At 61.4% G+C, this 16005-nt stretch carries 15 protein-coding genes, 2 pseudogenes and 1 riboswitch; of the genes and pseudogenes, 10 read left to right on the top strand and 7 right to left on the bottom strand.

Annotated features, from left to right (window positions below):
• Positions 1 to 2 precede the first annotated feature (2 nt).
• Positions 3 to 443 carry a GNAT family N-acetyltransferase gene (locus HJB91_RS11030; protein WP_221122946.1) on the top strand — a complete coding sequence of 147 codons (441 nt, stop codon included), beginning with the start codon at positions 3 to 5 and terminating at the stop codon, positions 441 to 443.
• Between the two features lie 17 nt (positions 444 to 460).
• Here HJB91_RS11030 and HJB91_RS11025 read toward each other — a convergent pair whose 3' ends face one another.
• On the bottom strand, positions 461 to 1393 hold the full coding sequence (locus HJB91_RS11025; RefSeq protein WP_221154725.1) for a dihydrodipicolinate synthase family protein: 933 nt from the start codon (positions 1391 to 1393) through the stop codon (positions 461 to 463).
• 185 nt (positions 1394 to 1578) lie between these two features.
• On the opposite strand from HJB91_RS11025, the gene HJB91_RS11020 reads away from it, so the two are divergent.
• The 8 genes from HJB91_RS11020 (at position 1579) to HJB91_RS10985 (ending at position 9621) form a co-directional block, all read left to right on the top strand.
• Entirely contained in the window at positions 1579 to 3795 is a 2217-nt protein-coding gene (locus HJB91_RS11020) for a primosomal protein N' (protein WP_210632943.1), read from the top strand.
• Positions 3796 to 3874: 79 nt separating this feature from the next.
• Entirely contained in the window at positions 3875 to 4264 is a 390-nt protein-coding gene (locus HJB91_RS11015) for a DUF4345 domain-containing protein (protein ID WP_210632942.1), read from the top strand.
• A 254-nt stretch (positions 4265 to 4518) separates the two neighbouring features.
• On the top strand, positions 4519 to 5085 hold the full coding sequence (locus HJB91_RS11010) for a F0F1 ATP synthase subunit delta (protein ID WP_210633043.1): 567 nt from the start codon (positions 4519 to 4521) through the stop codon (positions 5083 to 5085).
• A complete protein-coding gene (gene atpA, locus HJB91_RS11005) occupies positions 5085 to 6614 on the top strand; it encodes a F0F1 ATP synthase subunit alpha (RefSeq protein ID WP_210632941.1) in 1530 nt (509 codons plus the stop codon). Before HJB91_RS11010 ends, atpA begins: the two co-directional genes overlap by 1 nt.
• A 26-nt stretch (positions 6615 to 6640) precedes the next feature.
• Positions 6641 to 7525 carry a F0F1 ATP synthase subunit gamma gene (locus HJB91_RS11000; RefSeq protein WP_168296613.1) on the top strand — a complete coding sequence of 295 codons (885 nt, stop codon included), beginning with the start codon at positions 6641 to 6643 and terminating at the stop codon, positions 7523 to 7525.
• Between the two features lie 22 nt (positions 7526 to 7547).
• A complete protein-coding gene (atpD, locus tag HJB91_RS10995) occupies positions 7548 to 8975 on the top strand; it encodes a F0F1 ATP synthase subunit beta (protein WP_168296614.1) in 1428 nt (475 codons plus the stop codon).
• Entirely contained in the window at positions 8975 to 9214 is a 240-nt protein-coding gene (locus HJB91_RS10990; protein ID WP_221154723.1) for a hypothetical protein, read from the top strand. Before atpD ends, HJB91_RS10990 begins: the two co-directional genes overlap by 1 nt.
• Complete coding sequence (locus tag HJB91_RS10985) at positions 9214 to 9621, top strand: F0F1 ATP synthase subunit epsilon (RefSeq protein ID WP_210632939.1); 408 nt, start codon at positions 9214 to 9216, stop codon at positions 9619 to 9621. Before HJB91_RS10990 ends, HJB91_RS10985 begins: the two co-directional genes overlap by 1 nt.
• A 289-nt stretch (positions 9622 to 9910) precedes the next feature.
• On the opposite strand, the gene HJB91_RS10980 is transcribed toward HJB91_RS10985, so the two are convergent.
• The 6 genes and pseudogenes from HJB91_RS10980 to HJB91_RS31130 all read right to left on the bottom strand — a co-directional run.
• Complete coding sequence (locus HJB91_RS10980; protein ID WP_221146061.1) at positions 9911 to 10648, bottom strand: sugar transferase; 738 nt, start codon at positions 10646 to 10648, stop codon at positions 9911 to 9913.
• A gap of 167 nt (positions 10649 to 10815) precedes the next feature.
• A pseudogene (locus tag HJB91_RS10975) lies at positions 10816 to 12035 on the bottom strand (acyltransferase family protein).
• A gap of 87 nt (positions 12036 to 12122) precedes the next feature.
• Positions 12123 to 13133 (bottom strand): ABC transporter substrate-binding protein, encoded by a 1011-nt coding sequence (locus HJB91_RS10970; protein ID WP_210632936.1) that lies wholly within the window; start codon positions 13131 to 13133, stop codon positions 12123 to 12125.
• A 69-nt stretch (positions 13134 to 13202) separates the two neighbouring features.
• Positions 13203 to 14015, bottom strand: coding sequence for an ABC transporter ATP-binding protein (locus HJB91_RS10965; RefSeq protein ID WP_210632935.1), 813 nt, complete (start codon positions 14013 to 14015; stop codon positions 13203 to 13205).
• Complete coding sequence (locus HJB91_RS10960) at positions 14012 to 14818, bottom strand: ABC transporter permease (protein ID WP_221146057.1); 807 nt, start codon at positions 14816 to 14818, stop codon at positions 14012 to 14014. Before HJB91_RS10960 ends, HJB91_RS10965 begins: the two co-directional genes overlap by 4 nt.
• A gap of 53 nt (positions 14819 to 14871) precedes the next feature.
• Positions 14872 to 14988: pseudogene (locus HJB91_RS31130) on the bottom strand (HMP/thiamine-binding protein); the annotation flags it as partial.
• Positions 14979 to 15091, bottom strand: a riboswitch (TPP riboswitch). It overlaps the preceding pseudogene by 10 nt.
• Positions 15092 to 15426: 335 nt before the next feature.
• Between HJB91_RS31130 and soxR the strand changes: the two are divergent.
• Positions 15427 to 15897 carry a redox-sensitive transcriptional activator SoxR gene (soxR, locus tag HJB91_RS10955; protein WP_210632933.1) on the top strand — a complete coding sequence of 157 codons (471 nt, stop codon included), beginning with the start codon at positions 15427 to 15429 and terminating at the stop codon, positions 15895 to 15897.
• Positions 15898 to 16005: the final 108 nt, after the last annotated feature.

The following is a 16005-nucleotide window of genomic DNA, read 5'->3' as shown; positions in this document are numbered from 1 at the left end:
TCGTGACGATAGATATTCGCATCTTCCATGATGGGTTGCCGGAGGCAATGGCGGGGCTTGCGCACCAAGCCCAACAGGAAGGCCATCTCCATATCGGCCGGCTTATCGATGACTGGGCAGCTGGCGACATCCGCTTCACGCGTGACGGCGAAAGGCTGCTCGGCGCTTTTGAGGGCGAAACACTCGTTGCTGTCGGAGGCGTGACCATCGAACCCGCCCGGCCGGAAGCGCTGCGGATGCGGCGTTTCTACGTTCGCCCCGCAATGCGCGGTCGCGGCGTCGGGCGGATGCTTGCTCTGGCGCTTCTGGATCACGCGCGGCGCTTCTGCCGCTGTGTCACTGTCCATGCGGGAAATGATGGTGCGATGAGGTTTTGGGAGTCGCTCGAGTTTCGTCCCCTTGACCAGGATGGCTATACCCTTGTCCTAGACCTGCGCGGTTGAGGCGAGACCGCACACCATTATGCGCCGATCTCCTGGAGGCGGACGGCCTGGCGGGCCAAGAGCCGCTCGACATCGGCAATGTCGAGCGCCGAAAGCCTGGGCCCCGGCTTGCGCAAGGCGGCGGATTTGATCACGCCGCGCTTGGCAAGCACGTATTTGCGGCAGGCAAGACCGACGCCCTGCTGCTGTTCATAGCGAGCGAGCGGCAGATAGGCATCGAAGATTTCGTGGGCGCGCTCGGGATCGCCGGCGCTATAGGCTTCGACGACGCCGACCATCATCTCGGGATAACAGAAGCCGGTCATGGCGCCGTCGGCGCCGCGGCCCATCTCCTCCGGCAGGAAAAGCCCGCCATTGCCGCAGAGGATGGAGATGCGCCGCATGCCGCCCTTGTCGCTGGCTGCGCGAAGCGCGGTGATTTTCGACAGGCCCGGCCAATCCTCGTGTTTAAGCATGACGCAATTCGGCACCTCTCTGACGATGCGCTCGATGACCGCGGGTGCGATCGTCACATTGGTGGTAAGCGGATAGTCCTGCAGCGCGAAAGGCGTATCACCCAGGGTTTCACCAACCGACTGGTAGAAGGCGAAGACCTGATCGTCGGTCCTGATGGTCCAGGGCGGCGCAACCATGACGCCGGCGGCACCTTCGCCCATGACGACCTTGGCGAGCTCGCTCATCGGGGCAAGCCCGGGCGCCGACACGCCGACGACCACCGGCAGGCGTCCGTCAAGGCGCTTCAGTACACGCTCGACCACGATCCGCGATTCCTCGGCGGTCAGCTTCGGAGCCTCGCCGAGCTGGCCGAGCACCGTCAGGCCGGTGACGCCGGCGCCTTCATAAAACTCGACCATGCTGTCGATGCTTTGGAGATCAAGCGTGCCGTCGTCGGCAAAGGGAGTTACAGCGATAACGTAGACGCCTTTGGCATTCTCGCTCAGTCTGGCCATTCATGCTCTCCGATTCAGCTGTCGAACAATCTTCCGGCAAACTAGGCGGCCAATTGCTTGCCCGGCAACCTTTTCGTCAAGGCGCGGTTCATCTTGGCGAGCCTTCGTTATCCACATTGTCGCCAGTCGAGCCATCTCTTCTTTGCGGTTCCAATTCCATCGATTTGCGGGCATGGTCTCGCGCGATGAGCATAGATTCGTCCGATCTCTTTGGCACGCTTTTCGAAGCACCGCCCGTGAACCGAACGGTTCCGGTGCTGGTGCCGATGCCGGCGCCGAAACCCTATTCCTACTCGGTGCCGGAGGGCATGGCGGTCGAGCCCGGCTCGGTCGTGCAGGTACCGCTCGGGCCGCGGCAGGTGATCGGCGTCGTCTGGGACGGCGGCGAAGATGGCGTCGATCCGAAGAAGCTGCGGCCGATCAGCCATGTCTTCGATTGCCCGCCGCTTTCCAAGGAGATGCGGGATTTCATCGATTGGGTGGCGAGCTACACGCTCTCCCCGCCCGGCCTCGTGGCACGCATGGCGCTCAGGGCGCCGAATGCCTTCGAGCCTGAGCCGATGGTGGAGGGGCTGAAATTCGTCGGCGGCGAACCTGAGCGGATGACACCGGCGCGTGCTCGCGTGCTTGCGGCCGCTTTCGACGGCCTGTCATGGACGCGCAGCGGTCTGGCGCATGCGGCCGGCGTTTCGACGAGCGTCGTCGATGGGCTGATCACGCTCGGCATTTTCGAGACGGTGTTCCTGCCGCCGCCGCCCGTTGTGGCGATGCCGGATCCCGGCTTTGCCGCCGCACGCCTCGAAGGGCCGCAGAAAGAGGCGGCGGCGGAGATCGTCTCCGACGTCCGCAGGGGCGAATTTTCGGTGTCGCTGATCGACGGGGTGACCGGCTCCGGCAAGACCGAAGTCTATTTCGAGGCGATCGCCGAGACGCTGAAGCGCGGCAGGCAAGTGCTGATCTTGCTGCCGGAGATCGCGCTGACGGCGAGTTTCCTCGAGCGTTTTCAGGATCGCTTCGGGGCAAAGCCGGCCGAATGGCATTCCGACCTCGCCCCGCGCATGCGCGAAAAGGTCTGGCGCCAGGCGGTGACCGGGGAAGTGCGGGTCGTGGCCGGCGCCCGATCGGCGCTCTTCCTGCCTTTCGAAGACCTTGGTCTCATCATCGTCGACGAGGAGCATGATCCTGCCTACAAGCAGGAAGATCGGGTCTTCTATAATGCCCGCGACATGGCCGTGGTGCGCGGCCGCATCGGTGATTTTCCCGTCATCCTGGTGTCGGCGACGCCGTCGGTCGAAAGCCAGGTCAACGGGCAGAACGGCCGCTACAGCACCGTCCACCTGCCCACGCGTTTCGGCGACGCGGCGCTGCCCGATCTGCATCTCATCGATATGCGCAGGCACGCGCCGGAGCGCGGTGGCTTCCTGTCGCCGGTGCTGATCCGGGCGATCGGCAAGACCGTGGAGAGGCGCGAACAGGCGCTGCTTTTTCTCAATCGGCGCGGTTATGCACCGCTGACGCTCTGCCGGGTCTGCGGTCACCGCTTCCAATGCCCGCAATGTTCGAGCTGGCTGGTCGAGCATCGCTTCCGCAAGCAGCTGCAGTGCCATCAATGCGGCCATGCCGAGCGCACCCCGGAGGCCTGTCCGGAGTGCGGCACGCTCGACCATCTCGTCGCCTGCGGGCCTGGCGTCGAACGCATCGCCGAAGAGGTGGAGCGACATTTCCCAGAGGCGCGGACAATCGTTCTGTCCTCGGATATCATGGGCGGTGTGAAGCGGTTGCGGCTGGAGCTTGATGCAATCGCCAAGGGCGAGGCCGATATCGTCATCGGCACACAGCTCGTCGCCAAGGGGCATAATTTTCCGCTGATGACGCTGGTCGGCATCGTCGATGCCGATCTCGGCCTTGCCAATGGCGACCCGCGCGCGGCCGAGCGCACGTTTCAACTTCTGTCGCAGGTGACGGGCCGCGCCGGACGCACCGGTCTCAAAAGCCACGGGTTGCTGCAGACCTACCAGCCGCAGCATCCCGTGATGCAGGCGATTGTATCAGGCGATTCCGATGCCTTTTACGAGCGCGAGATCACCGAGCGCGAACGCGCCGCACTACCGCCTTTCGGCCGGCTGGCTTCGATCATCGTATCGGCAGAAACGCGCCACGACGCCGAGAACCATGCGCGCGGCATGCGCAACGCAGCGCCCCAGGTCTCCGGCATCTCAGTGCTCGGCCCGGCGGAAGCGCCCCTCGCCTTGGTGCGCGGCCGCCACCGCTTCCGCCTTTTGGTCCACGGACGGCGCAACTCCGACATCCAGGCGTTTTTGCGGGCGATGCTGTCGCAGTCGCCGAAGGAGCGCGGATCAGTGCAGGTGCAGCTCGACATCGATCCCCAGAGCTTTCTGTAGATCGTTCCGCACGCTGCGTTTCCGGATGCGGCCGATCATGGCATAAACGCAGAATCAGCGGATGATTTGGGGTCGAGGCATGGAATTTGAGTTTCCCACGGAATTTGGCGAGCAGCTTGCCTTCGGCGCAGCCGCCTTCACGGCCATCGCCGGCTTCGTCATCATGTTTGCGCCCGGTCTTGCGATGAGGATCTTCGGCCTGGCGCCGCGCGGCGAGCGGCGTGAAGGTTTCAGCGAGGTCCGATCGACAGGCGGCTTCTATCTCGGTTTTGGTCTCGGTTCCGTCGTGCTGGCGCAGCCGCTGATTTATACGGCATTCGGCGCAGCGTTCGCCATGGCCGCGTTCGCCCGCATCGTCTCCATCCTGTCAGATAAGGGGAGTACTTATCTCAACTATTTACTTCTGGTTGTGCAAACAGTTATCGCGGCACTGCCGCTGCTGTATGTTTTCGGCTTCTTCCAAACATGATTTTCGCCGCCGGCGGCGGCTTGCGCGGCCCGCTTTCAGGCCATTGCGCAATTTTGCGAACAGAAATTCATGCGAAAGGCGTATTCGGGCATTACGCGTGTTGCGAGTCCGAACATCCTATGTTAGACGGACCCCGAATTTCGGAAGAAGCAAGAGGCTTCTCTTGTGATTTCTGGGGGAAATCAAAACGAATTCAAGATCATAGGTTCGGCGCCCGCCGAGAGCCGGATTTTGGATTGAAATCAGGGAAATTTGTGCCAGTGGCAGACACGTCCCAGCTTACTTCTGGTGTTGCCGAGCGCTATGCCTCGTCGCTTTTCGAGCTGGCGCTCGAACACGGCGCCGTCGACAGCGTAGCCGCCGATCTTGACCGTTTCCAGGCGATGCTGGATGAGAGCGCCGAACTGAAGCGCTTCGTCGCAAGCCCGGTTTTCTCCGCTGAAGATCAGCTGAAGGCGATTGTCGCCATCAGCGAGAGAGCCGGCATCAGCGGCTTCTTCGCCAATTTTCTGAAGGTCGTGGCGCGCAACCGCCGCCTGTTTGCCCTGCCGGGGATGATCAGGGCCTTCCGCCTCATCGCGGCGAATAATCGCGGTGAAATCTCCGCCGAGGTCACCTCGGCGCATGCGCTCTCCCAAGCGCAGGAAACCGAATTGAAGGCGGCACTCAAGAGCGTCACCGGCAAAGACGTGACGATGGCCGTCACGGTTGATCCGTCAATTCTTGGTGGTCTGATCGTGAAGGTCGGGTCCCGTCAGATTGATACGTCTCTTCGTACCAAACTCTCTACCCTTAAGCTCGCATTGAAAGAGGTTGGCTGATGGATATCCGCGCCGCGGAAATTTCCGCAATTCTCAAAGACCAGATCAAAAATTTCGGCAAAGAGGCGGAAGTCTCGGAAGTCGGCCAGGTTCTCTCCGTCGGTGACGGTATCGCTCGCGTTTACGGGCTGGACAATGTCCAGGCTGGTGAAATGGTCGAGTTCCCCGGCGGCATCCGCGGCATGGCCCTGAACCTTGAATCCGACAATGTCGGCGTCGTTATTTTCGGTAACGACCGCGACATCAAGGAAGGCGACACTGTCAAGCGGACCGGTGCCATCGTCGACGTTCCCGTTGGTCCCGAACTGCTCGGCCGTGTCGTCGACGCGCTCGGCAACCCGATCGACGGTAAAGGCCCGATCAATGCGACGCGCCGTTCGCGCGTCGACATCAAGGCTCCCGGCATCATCCCGCGCAAGTCGGTCCATGAGCCGATGTCGACCGGCCTCAAGGCCATCGATGCGCTGATTCCGGTCGGCCGCGGCCAGCGCGAACTCGTCATCGGCGACCGCCAGACCGGCAAGACCGCCATCCTTCTCGATGCCTTCCTCAACCAGAAGGCCATTCACGACAATGGTCCGGAGGGCGAAAAGCTTTACTGCGTTTACGTCGCTATCGGCCAGAAGCGTTCGACCGTCGCCCAGTTCGTCAAGGTGCTCGAAGAGCGCGGCGCGCTGAAATACTCGATCATCGTCGCCGCCACCGCTTCCGACCCGGCGCCGATGCAGTACCTGGCCCCGTTTGCCGGCTGCGCCATGGGCGAATATTTCCGCGACAACGGCATGCATGCGCTGATTGGTTACGACGACCTGTCGAAGCAGGCCGTGTCCTACCGCCAGATGTCGCTGTTGCTGCGTCGCCCGCCGGGCCGCGAAGCCTATCCGGGCGATGTTTTCTATCTGCACTCTCGCCTGCTCGAGCGCGCTGCGAAGATGAACGACGACATGGGTGCCGGTTCGCTGACCGCTCTTCCGGTCATCGAAACGCAGGGCAACGACGTTTCGGCCTTCATTCCGACCAACGTGATCTCGATCACCGACGGCCAGATCTTCCTTGAAACCGACCTGTTCTACCAGGGTATCCGTCCTGCCGTGAACGTCGGCCTGTCGGTTTCCCGCGTCGGTTCCTCGGCTCAGATCAAGGCGATGAAGCAGGTCGCAGGCTCGATCAAGGGCGAGCTCGCCCAGTACCGCGAAATGGCCGCCTTCGCCCAGTTCGGTTCGGATCTTGACGCTGCGACGCAGCGCCTGCTGAACCGTGGCGCTCGCCTGACCGAGCTCCTGAAGCAGCCGCAGTTCTCGCCGCTGAAGACGGAAGAGCAGGTCGCTGTGATCTTCGCAGGCGTCAATGGTTACCTCGACAAGCTGCCGGTCGCATCGGTCGGCAAGTTCGAACAGGGCCTGTTGTCCTATCTGCGTTCGGAAGGCTCCGCAATCCTCGACGCAATCCGCACGGAAAAGGCTATCAGCGACGACACCAGGGGCAAGCTCACCGCTGCTCTCGACAGCTTCGCCAAGTCTTTCCAGTAATCGGGCCAGGTTAGGACGGATAACGGATGCCTTCACTTAAGGATCTGAAAAATCGGATCGCCTCCGTCAAGGCGACGCAGAAGATCACCAAGGCGATGAAGATGGTCGCCGCGGCGAAGCTTCGGCGTGCGCAGGAGGCGGCCGAGGCCGCCCGGCCTTACTCGCAGCGTATGAACGCGGTCCTTGCGAATATCGCCAAGGCCGTTACCGATGCGGACGGGGCGCCGGTCTTGATGACCGGCACCGGCGAGGACCAGGTGCACCTGCTCGTGGTCTGCACGGCCGAACGCGGCCTGTGCGGCGGTTTCAACTCGCAGATTGCCCGCTTCGCCCGCGACCATGTCCGCAAATTGGTCGCCGAAGGCAAGACGGTGAAGATCTTCACGATCGGCAAGAAGGGTTATGACATTCTGCGCCGCGAATTCGCGTCACTGATTGTCGAGCGCAAGGAATTGCGCGAGGTCAAGAAGATCGGTTTCGAGAATGCCGACCAGATCGGCAAGCGCATCATCGAGATGTTCGAGGCCGGCGAATTCGACGTCTGCACGCTGTTCTATTCCGAGTTCAAGTCGGTGATAAGCCAGGTTCCGACCGCGCAGCAGCTCATCCCCGCCAAGGCCCCGGAAGCCGTCGTCGAGGATGAGGAGCATGCTGGCGCCGTCTACGAATACGAGCCGGATCCGGCGTCGATCCTCGACGATCTGATCCCGCGCAACATCTCGGTCCAGATCTTCCGCGCTCTCCTCGAGAATGTCGCGGGCGAAATGGGCGCCAAGATGAGCGCCATGGACAATGCGACGCGCAATGCTGGTGAGATGATCAACAAGCTGACGCTGAGCTACAACCGCCAGCGTCAGGCGCAGATCACCAAGGAACTGATTGAAATCATTTCGGGCGCGGAAGCGCTCTGAGTTAGGAAAAGAGGGTAAGAAAATGGCTGAGGCAGCTACCCGTTCTGTCGGCAAAGTCACCCAGGTTATCGGCGCCGTCGTCGACGTCGCTTTCGAAGGCGAACTGCCGGCGATCCTGAACGCGCTCGAAACCGATAACAACGGCAACCGCCTTGTTCTCGAAGTCGCTCAGCATCTGGGCGAAAACGAAGTCCGTACCATCGCCATGGACTCGAGCGAGGGTCTCGTCCGCGGCCAGCAGGTCGTCGATACCGGTGCCCCGATCTCGGTTCCTGTCGGCGATGAGACGCTTGGCCGCATTATGAACGTCATCGGCGAACCGGTCGACGAAGCAGGCCCGCTCAACACCGCCCACAAGCGCGCCATCCACCAGGACGCGCCGGCTTACGTCGAGCAGTCGACGGAAGCGCAGATCCTCGTTACCGGCATCAAGGTCGTCGACCTTCTCGCCCCTTACGCAAAGGGCGGCAAGATCGGCCTGTTCGGCGGCGCCGGCGTCGGCAAGACGGTTCTCATCATGGAACTGATCAACAACGTCGCCAAGGCGCACGGTGGTTACTCGGTCTTCGCAGGCGTGGGTGAGCGTACCCGCGAAGGCAACGACCTCTACCACGAAATGATCGAATCAGGCGTCAACAAGCATGGCGGTGGCGAGGGCTCGAAGGCTGCGCTCGTTTACGGCCAGATGAACGAACCGCCGGGCGCGCGTGCTCGCGTCGCTCTGACCGGTCTGACCGTCGCAGAACATTTCCGCGACCAGGGCCAGGACGTTCTGTTCTTCGTCGACAACATCTTCCGTTTCACGCAGGCGGGTTCCGAAGTGTCGGCTCTGCTCGGCCGTATTCCTTCGGCCGTGGGTTATCAGCCGACGCTCGCAACCGACATGGGTCAGATGCAGGAACGCATCACCACCACGACCACGGGCTCGATCACCTCGGTCCAGGCCATCTACGTTCCGGCCGACGACTTGACCGACCCGGCGCCGGCGACCTCGTTCGCCCACCTTGACGCAACGACGGTTCTGTCGCGTTCGATTGCTGAAAAGGGCATCTACCCGGCCGTCGACCCGCTCGACTCCACCTCGCGCATGCTCGACCCGTTGGTCGTCGGCGAAGAGCATTACGAAGTCGCCCGTAAGGTCCAGTCGACGCTGCAGCGATACAAGGCCCTGCAGGACATCATCGCCATTCTGGGCATGGATGAACTGTCCGAAGAGGACAAGGTTGCCGTCGCCCGTGCCCGCAAGATCGAGCGCTTCCTGTCGCAGCCGTTCTTCGTTGCCGAAGTCTTCACCGGCTCGCCGGGCAAGCTCGTTGCTCTCGAAGACACGATCAAGGGCTTCAAGGGCCTCGTTAACGGCGAATACGACAATCTGCCGGAAGCCGCATTCTATATGGTCGGCTCGATCGATGAAGCCGTCGAGAAGGCCAAGAAGCTCGCCGCCGCTTGATGAGCGACGCTCAGGACGAGATATTCTGCTGCGACTCCCTCAAGCGAGTCGTGGCGGAGCTGCCAGAGCCGGCCGCGCCGACCGTCTACCGCGCCGATAACGGCGTGACGATGATGGTTGTCGGGCTGGTTCAGACCGAGGAAGGCCTCGGATATCTCGATCAGGCGATACTGCACTGCCCGTTCTGCGGGACCAAATTGCAAACTGCAAAAGCCATAGCCGAGAAGGTAAGTCACTGATGGCTGACAATTTCAACTTTGAGCTCGTTTCGCCGGAGCGCCTGCTGCTGTCGGAGATGGTGACCGAAGTCGTCATTCCCGCAACCGAAGGCGAGATGACGGTTATGGCGCATCATGCGCCGACCATGACAACGATCAAGCCGGGTATCGTGAGCGTCCGCTCCGGCTCCGGCAGAAAGCAGGACTATGTGGTGTTCGGTGGTTTTGCCGATATCCTGCCGACAGGCTGCACATTGCTTGCCGAGTCCGCCGTTCCGGTTGAAGAGCTCAACAAGGATGAGCTGACCCGCCGCATCGAAGCTGCCAAGAAGGAACTCGAGGATGCCGTGCATCATGAGCACAAGTCCAAGCTTGAGCACTTTATCCTGGAACTGACGCATCTTAGCGGCATCGTCCAGCAGGATTGATCACAGCGACAGCATCAATGAAAGGCGGCCGCGAGGCCGCTTTTCTTGTTTCTGCCGTCTTTGAGCGCGACGATCGAAGCGCATCAACGAAAGTGAAGAGAGAGCAGGCGATCAAAGCCGCTTTTGCCGGTTTACGACGGTGAGGCGACACTTGCAGTGCCGCGCGACTTCAAAGCGCGCGCAAAAGCGCTGCGGCCCTTGATACGCCTATCGTGCTTTCTTTGTTTTACGACTGCATCTTCGTGGCCGCACATTGTGCGCGCGAGGCTTGGAACCGGGCAGACTCTCATTAGAAGCCGGTACCGCCGCGTAGCTCGATGACCAGCGTCTTGAACAGGATTTTCAGGTCGAGCAGCAGGCTGAAATTCCTGACGTAATAGATATCGCAGGCGATCCGGGCCCGGGCTTGCAGCGGCCGTGCCGTCGGTCCGCGCCAGCCCCGTGTCTGCGCGAGGCCGGTGATGCCGGGGCGCATGACGTGGCGATGGTGGTAGTTCGGCACCAATTCTTCGTAAAGCCTGCCGGCTGCGCGCATGTTGATGGCATGGCAGCGCGGACCGACCAGGGACATGTCGCCCCTGAGGACGTTCAGAAGTTGCGGCAGCTCGTCAATGTTTGTCCTGCGGAGCAGAGCGCCGATGCCGGTCACCCGCCTGTCGCCCTTGACGGTCTGCTGGATGCCGCTGGGATCGCAAGCGTCGGTGTGCATCGAGCGGAACTTGAAGACGGTGATCTTTCGGCCGTTCAGGCCCCAACGGATCTGACGGAAGAATACGGGGCCGCCATCGTCGAGTTTGATGAAAATAGCGATTGCCAGGAAAAGCGGCGCCAGCACGAGGAGAGCGCTGGCCGCGATGACGATGTCGATCAGCCGCTTTACGGCCAATCGCAGAGCCGCCTTGCCTTCGACACCAGAAAAGCTGTCCGGCTGGCGAATGTTGGAGTTCGCTACAACCAGAGTCCGGATTTTGTTCTGACGCTGAGACGAATCGAAGCGTGAACTTATCTTCGAAGTAAAAGCATTCATTACTCAAAGCCCAGAAGTTTAGATGCGATACTGAACTGCGGGGAGACAGATACATGCTTACGTATGGTTTGTCATCGTTATAAATAAGAAATCGGTAAGCATAAAGACGCCAAAAATGGGAGTATTTCGCGTTAACCTTAATGCCTCTAGTTGAGTGGCGTTCGAAATTATACTTCTAAAGGAGTAGCCCGATCAGGCGGCGCGATGTGAGGTGATTGCCGAAATCGATTACCGGTCGTTCCAACAGATAATAACTGAGGCTTGCCACCAGAAAAACGAGCGCCGCCGTCAGTGTGCAGGATTGCAGCCAACCGGTGACCACGTTCTCCGAGGAGGCCCCGAACGAGCCGGGGTCGAGTCTCTGGATCAATGTCAGGATGATCTCCTGCCAGATGTAAATGCCGAAGGAGATCTTGGCGACGTAGCGGACAGGAGCGTTATCAAGCAGCCTGCCCAGGCCCTGGGCACGGCTGAGCGAAACGAGCGCTGTTGCGACCGCCAGTGGAAAGACTGGAAATCCATAGGGGATGTCAAGCCAGCCGTAACCTTCGGCCGAGCCGCCAGGTGATATGAGGAGGCGGTAAGCGGCAACCGAAAGGGCCAGGAGTGCCGCGGCGTCGAACCAGGAAGAGCGCCTTGCGGACAACATCACTTCGATGCCAGCGGCAAAGGCACCGAGCGCGAAGACGGCAAAGAAACCGATCGGATTATAGTTGGGCATCCATTCCTTCGCCCCGCCCTGCAGGCCATATGCCCAGCCGCGCCCAATATCGTCGAGCGCAAAGAGCCTCAGGATTACCAGATGGGCAAGAAGGACGACGGCAATGACGCAGAGCCATACGGCGCGGGCGAAGAACGGACGTCGCCGCAGCAGGGGCAAGCGAAACAGCAGGAAAAAGGCGGCCGGCAGGAGCACATAGCTGGTGACCTCGAAGGGAATGGACCAGAGCGGCCCATCGGCTTCGACGGGAAAGAACGTGCGCCAATGCCACTGGCTCATGAACAGCAGTCCCGAGACATAGCGGACGACGAGCTCCGGCGTCAGCGGCAGGGCAAGCAGCGTCAGGCTGAGGATAAAGCCGACGCTGGCGGCGAACCAGAAGCCCGGAGTGATGCGCGCCAACCTGCGGATGGCGTAGTGCCCGAGGCTCGGCATGGCGCCGCCGGCGTCGAGAGCGTGCCAGAAAGGGCGGGCAAGCAGAAAGCCGCTGAGCACGAAGAAGATGGCGACGCCGAAATTGCCGAAGCGGAGGACGTTGGCCGTCGGCGCCAATTCATCCGGAATTCTGCGCATATCCAGCCGGAGCGCGAGATGATGCGCGAGCACCAACAAGCACGCCATCGCGCGCAGAAAGTCGGCTCCGACCAGTTTGTCCTGTGCTCGCATGTCGTTCCCGCCCCGCTCGATTCGGCTCAAACCGCCCAAGCTCAAAGCATTGCCGCGGAAGGCCGCGTCGGCAAGGGCGGGTCGGGATCAGCCGAGGAGTTCGTTGGTGTAATAGGTGGAAAAGTCCGGCTTCTCCCTGAGCACGACGCCATTCGCATCAACCAGGATGCCGTTCTCAAGCAGGAAGCCGCCGATGGCATCGGCCTTTGCCGGGTCAAGGGTGCCGATCACGCCGGCCTCGGATCTCAGGAAATGGCCTTCGATCAATGCCTTCTGGGAAGCCTTTACCAGTTCCGTGTTCATCAGTGCGCCGTTGCTTCCCGATATCAGCAGTTCGCAGGCTTCGTCGGGATGGTCGATGGAGTAGACATAGCCTTGACGTGTGGCCTGGATGAAGGCGCGGGCGTGTTCTCGACTGGCCGAGAGATAGGCGTCGCTGGAAACGATGACCGTCGTCTGCTCGTCGGGAATGCCGTAATCGGAATAGTGGAAGCGGCTGATCTTCCGCTTCTCCAGCTCGGCGGCGATGCCTTCCCAGGTGTAGATCTCCAGCGTGAAGTCAATCGAGCCATTGTCCAGCGCCTCATAGGCGGAGGTGCCAAGGGTGACGGTCTTGACGTCGCCCTTGCCGCCGTCATTGCGGATCATCGCTGAGACCAGCGCGCTTTCCCAGGTGCCGCCGAAGCCGCCATAGGTCTTGCCGTCGAGATCTCTGGGACTCTTGATGTCGTCGCGCCCGCCCTTGAAGATCAGGCGTGCGGTTTCCGTCTGGACGACGCCGTAGACCATCTTCACGTCACCGCCGCCAGCGCGCTGCGTGAGAGCCTCGATCTCGCTGCTGATGCCGAAGTCGGCGACCCCGTTCGACACCAGCGTGCCGGCGCTGGTGTCGGTAAAGGGCAGAATCTCAACATCGAGGCCGGCGGCCGTGTAGAAGCCTTTCGCCTTGGCGACATAGATGCCGATGTGGTTGGTGTTGGGCGTCCAGTCGAGCGCGATACGAACCTTTGCGGGCGCCGATTGAGCGAAGGCGGCGCGGCCGGCGAGGCTTGTTGCGATAGCGGCGAGGATCGTCTGTCGACGGGTGAGAAGCAGCATGGTGACCTCCTCAGGTCTATTAGAGCAGGATCCCGAAAAGTGTGAGCGGTTTTCGGACGACATCGTGCTCTAACTCTTTAAATTGGAACAGGATTCAGATTGCAGGCCGACCGGCCTGAAATCATCCTGTTCTTGCGGATGAAGCAGGGTTTGCAGGATTTCAGTCTCGATTGCCTGGGCCGCGGGCGAACCGAGATCAGCGATGCTTCTCGGGCGGGGCAGGGAAACGCGGAATTCGCGGATGACGCGGGCCGGGCGGGCAGACAGCACGTAGATCCGGTCGGAGAGGAAAACGGCCTCGCGAACATCGTGGGTGATCAGCAGCGCCGTCCAGCGATGTTCGGTCCACATGTCTTGCAGCCACTCCTGGATCTGGATGCGAGTCAGCGCATCGAGCGCGCCGAAGGGCTCGTCGAGCAGCAGCATGTCCTGCTTCTGGATGACGGTGCGCAGCAGTGCAGCACGCTGGCGCATGCCGCCGGAAAGAGAGGCGGGGTAGTGATGCTCGAAGCCGGCCAGGCCAAACCGCTCGAAGAGGGGCGCGACAGCGGCGCGGGCGGCCCGCCGATTCATGCCCCTCACTTCCAGGCCGAGCACGGCATTGTCGATGATCCGGCGCCAGGGCATCAGCGCATCGCGTTGCGGCATGAAGGCAAAGGAATGCGGCGTCTGTTCCAGCGCCGCACCGTTGAAAAGCATGTTGCCGGAATCCGGCCGCAGCGCCTGAGTCAGCAGTCTCAGCACGGTCGATTTTCCCGAGCCGGATGGGCCAACGATCGAGACGAACTCGCCGTTTGCGACCGCGAGCGAAATGTCGTCCAGGACCTTCATGCCGTCGAAGGACTTCGAGATGTTGCGCAGCTCAAGCATCTGACCGGTCATCGGCGCCGTTCCTTGGATGGCTGCCAGGGCATGACGAAACGCTGGATAACCACCGTCAGCGCGAAGAGGCAGAGCGTCAACACAGCGCTGACGATCACGGCGGCGAGCACGAGATCGGGACGGAAATTGTTCTTGGCGTTGAGGATATAAATGCCGAGGCCGCTTGCAGCGCCGGCATATTCGGCAAAGATCGCGCCGACGACGGCATAGGTGATCGAGATTCGAAGGCCGGCGAAGAAATAGGGCAGCGACGAGGGAAGCCGCGCCAGGCGGAAAATGCGCCAGCGACTCGCCTTCATCGAATTCAAGAGCTCGGCGATGTCGCGATCGGTCGCCTCATAACCCTGAAGCAGGGCAACGAGCAGCGGAAAGAAAGTGACGAGCGCCACCAGCAATATCTTCGGCAAAAGGCCGAAACCGAACCAGAGAACGACGAGGGGTGCGATCGCCACCAGCGGCAGAGTCTGGCTGGCGATGAAGATCGGCAGCAGTGCCCGACGCATGAAGGGCATGAAATCCATCAGGATCGAAGAGGCGAAGGCGAAGGCGAGCGACAGGGCGAAGCCGCCGAGTGTCGCGCCGAGCGTCGGCCAGGTGTTTGATATCAGCCCCTCTCGGTTCAGCCAGCCCTGGATAAGAATACGCGAAGGCGCCGGCAGAATGGACGGTTTGATGCCGGAAAGATCCACATAGAGTTCCCATGCCGCCAGAAAGGCAAAGCCTGCGAGCAAGGCGGGCATTGCCCGGTACACGGCGAGACAGAGCGTCGCAAGGCGCGAATCCGATGGTCGTGGCGATGTCATCGGCGTTCGATTTCAGGCTTTCGTCTGGCCGTTAGCGCAAACCTGTCGAGGACATCGGTCTCGATGCGCAGCCTACCGCGATTGGGGGCGGTTGCCTTGACGGCATCGAGAGGGATGCCGGCGGAATTGCCGGACGTCGGGTAGAGTGACACTTGCGCGCCGGAACACATTTGGACCTCGCTCCGCTGGCATTACCCAGATCAGCTTAGAAGGGTCCGGAGGCTTGCGCCTCGCATCTCAGCCCCGGCGATACAGAGCTCCCCTGTCATTCGGCGAAAACTATCATCGGGGTTTTGTTGCCGCAACCGCAAAATTACAAACCCGTCCGGCCGGCCGGGACGGGGCGCAGATGAAAAAACACCCGGACGAGGTCCTGTCCGGGTGTTTTCCGAGGTTCCGTACCTGCCGGGAACGGAACCCGAGCGCTCGCCTCTCGGGCGGCTATATCGGCAGGGGCGATCGGTACCAGGGCGGACAAGCGCCGATGCCATCATTTCAGCTTCGTATCGACCGGATGATCTCGCTGTCGCTCCTTCCTGCGCCCTCGCGCTTTACGGCCGGGGGAGCAGGGGTTATAAAACCTCAACTAATATTGAGGTCAATGGGCGATGAATAGGATTTCTGCGACGCCGCTCGGCAGGCTTCTGACAGTCGGCGAAGTGGCGCAACGCAGTGGTCTTGCCGTCTCGGCACTGCATTTCTACGAAGCCAAGGGGCTGATTTCGAGTATCCGCACGCGCGGCAATCAGCGGCGATACGGACGCGATGTGCTTCGCCGGCTCGGCATCATCAAGGTGGCGCAACGTGTTGGCATACCGCTTTCGGAAATCCAGACGGCATTTGCCTCCCTGCCGCAGGGACGCACGCCGACGGTTGCCGACTGGCAGACGCTGTCGGCGCGCTGGAAGGATGAACTCGACGCGCGAATCAGGCGGCTGAGCCTGCTGCGAGACCGCCTGACCGGCTGCATCGGCTGCGGCTGCCTGTCGATCGAAAGCTGTCCGTTGCGCAATCCCTTCGATCGGCTCGGCGAGGAGGGGCCAGGCGCACGGCTGCTGGAGACCGAAATCGACATATGAGCTTTCAGGGAAAAGCTCTAGCCTCTGGCGGAAAGATGATGCCGCCTTTCTTTCGGCCGGCGCGCTCATATGTTAAGGGCGAATGGCGCAACAGGCGGCATTGTCCGC

Source organism: Rhizobium sp. NLR10b, from assembly GCF_019685435.1.
In the GTDB taxonomy this organism is placed as follows: domain Bacteria; phylum Pseudomonadota; class Alphaproteobacteria; order Rhizobiales; family Rhizobiaceae; genus Rhizobium.
This window is presented reverse-complemented; position numbering and strand designations above follow the sequence as displayed.

What these genes read in the sequence shown, in the direction of transcription:
- atpA (WP_210632941.1), top strand. Translation starts at nt 5,085, where the DNA reads ATGGATATCCGCGCCGCGGAAATTTCCGCAATTCTCAAAGACCAGATC.
- HJB91_RS11000 (WP_168296613.1), top strand. Translation starts at nt 6,641, where the DNA reads ATGCCTTCACTTAAGGATCTGAAAAATCGGATCGCCTCCGTCAAGGCG.
- HJB91_RS10990 (WP_221154723.1), top strand. Translation starts at nt 8,975, where the DNA reads ATGAGCGACGCTCAGGACGAGATATTCTGCTGCGACTCCCTCAAGCGA.
- HJB91_RS10970 (WP_210632936.1), bottom strand. Translation starts at nt 13,133, where the DNA reads ATGCTGCTTCTCACCCGTCGACAGACGATCCTCGCCGCTATCGCAACA.
- HJB91_RS10960 (WP_221146057.1), bottom strand. Translation starts at nt 14,818, where the DNA reads ATGACATCGCCACGACCATCGGATTCGCGCCTTGCGACGCTCTGTCTC.
- soxR (WP_210632933.1), top strand. Translation starts at nt 15,427, where the DNA reads ATGAATAGGATTTCTGCGACGCCGCTCGGCAGGCTTCTGACAGTCGGC.
- HJB91_RS10965 (WP_210632935.1), bottom strand. Translation starts at nt 14,015, where the DNA reads ATGACCGGTCAGATGCTTGAGCTGCGCAACATCTCGAAGTCCTTCGAC.
- atpD (WP_168296614.1), top strand. Translation starts at nt 7,548, where the DNA reads ATGGCTGAGGCAGCTACCCGTTCTGTCGGCAAAGTCACCCAGGTTATC.
- HJB91_RS11025 (WP_221154725.1), bottom strand. Translation starts at nt 1,393, where the DNA reads ATGGCCAGACTGAGCGAGAATGCCAAAGGCGTCTACGTTATCGCTGTA.
- HJB91_RS11020 (WP_210632943.1), top strand. Translation starts at nt 1,579, where the DNA reads ATGAGCATAGATTCGTCCGATCTCTTTGGCACGCTTTTCGAAGCACCG.
- HJB91_RS10980 (WP_221146061.1), bottom strand. Translation starts at nt 10,648, where the DNA reads ATGAATGCTTTTACTTCGAAGATAAGTTCACGCTTCGATTCGTCTCAG.
- HJB91_RS11015 (WP_210632942.1), top strand. Translation starts at nt 3,875, where the DNA reads ATGGAATTTGAGTTTCCCACGGAATTTGGCGAGCAGCTTGCCTTCGGC.
- HJB91_RS10985 (WP_210632939.1), top strand. Translation starts at nt 9,214, where the DNA reads ATGGCTGACAATTTCAACTTTGAGCTCGTTTCGCCGGAGCGCCTGCTG.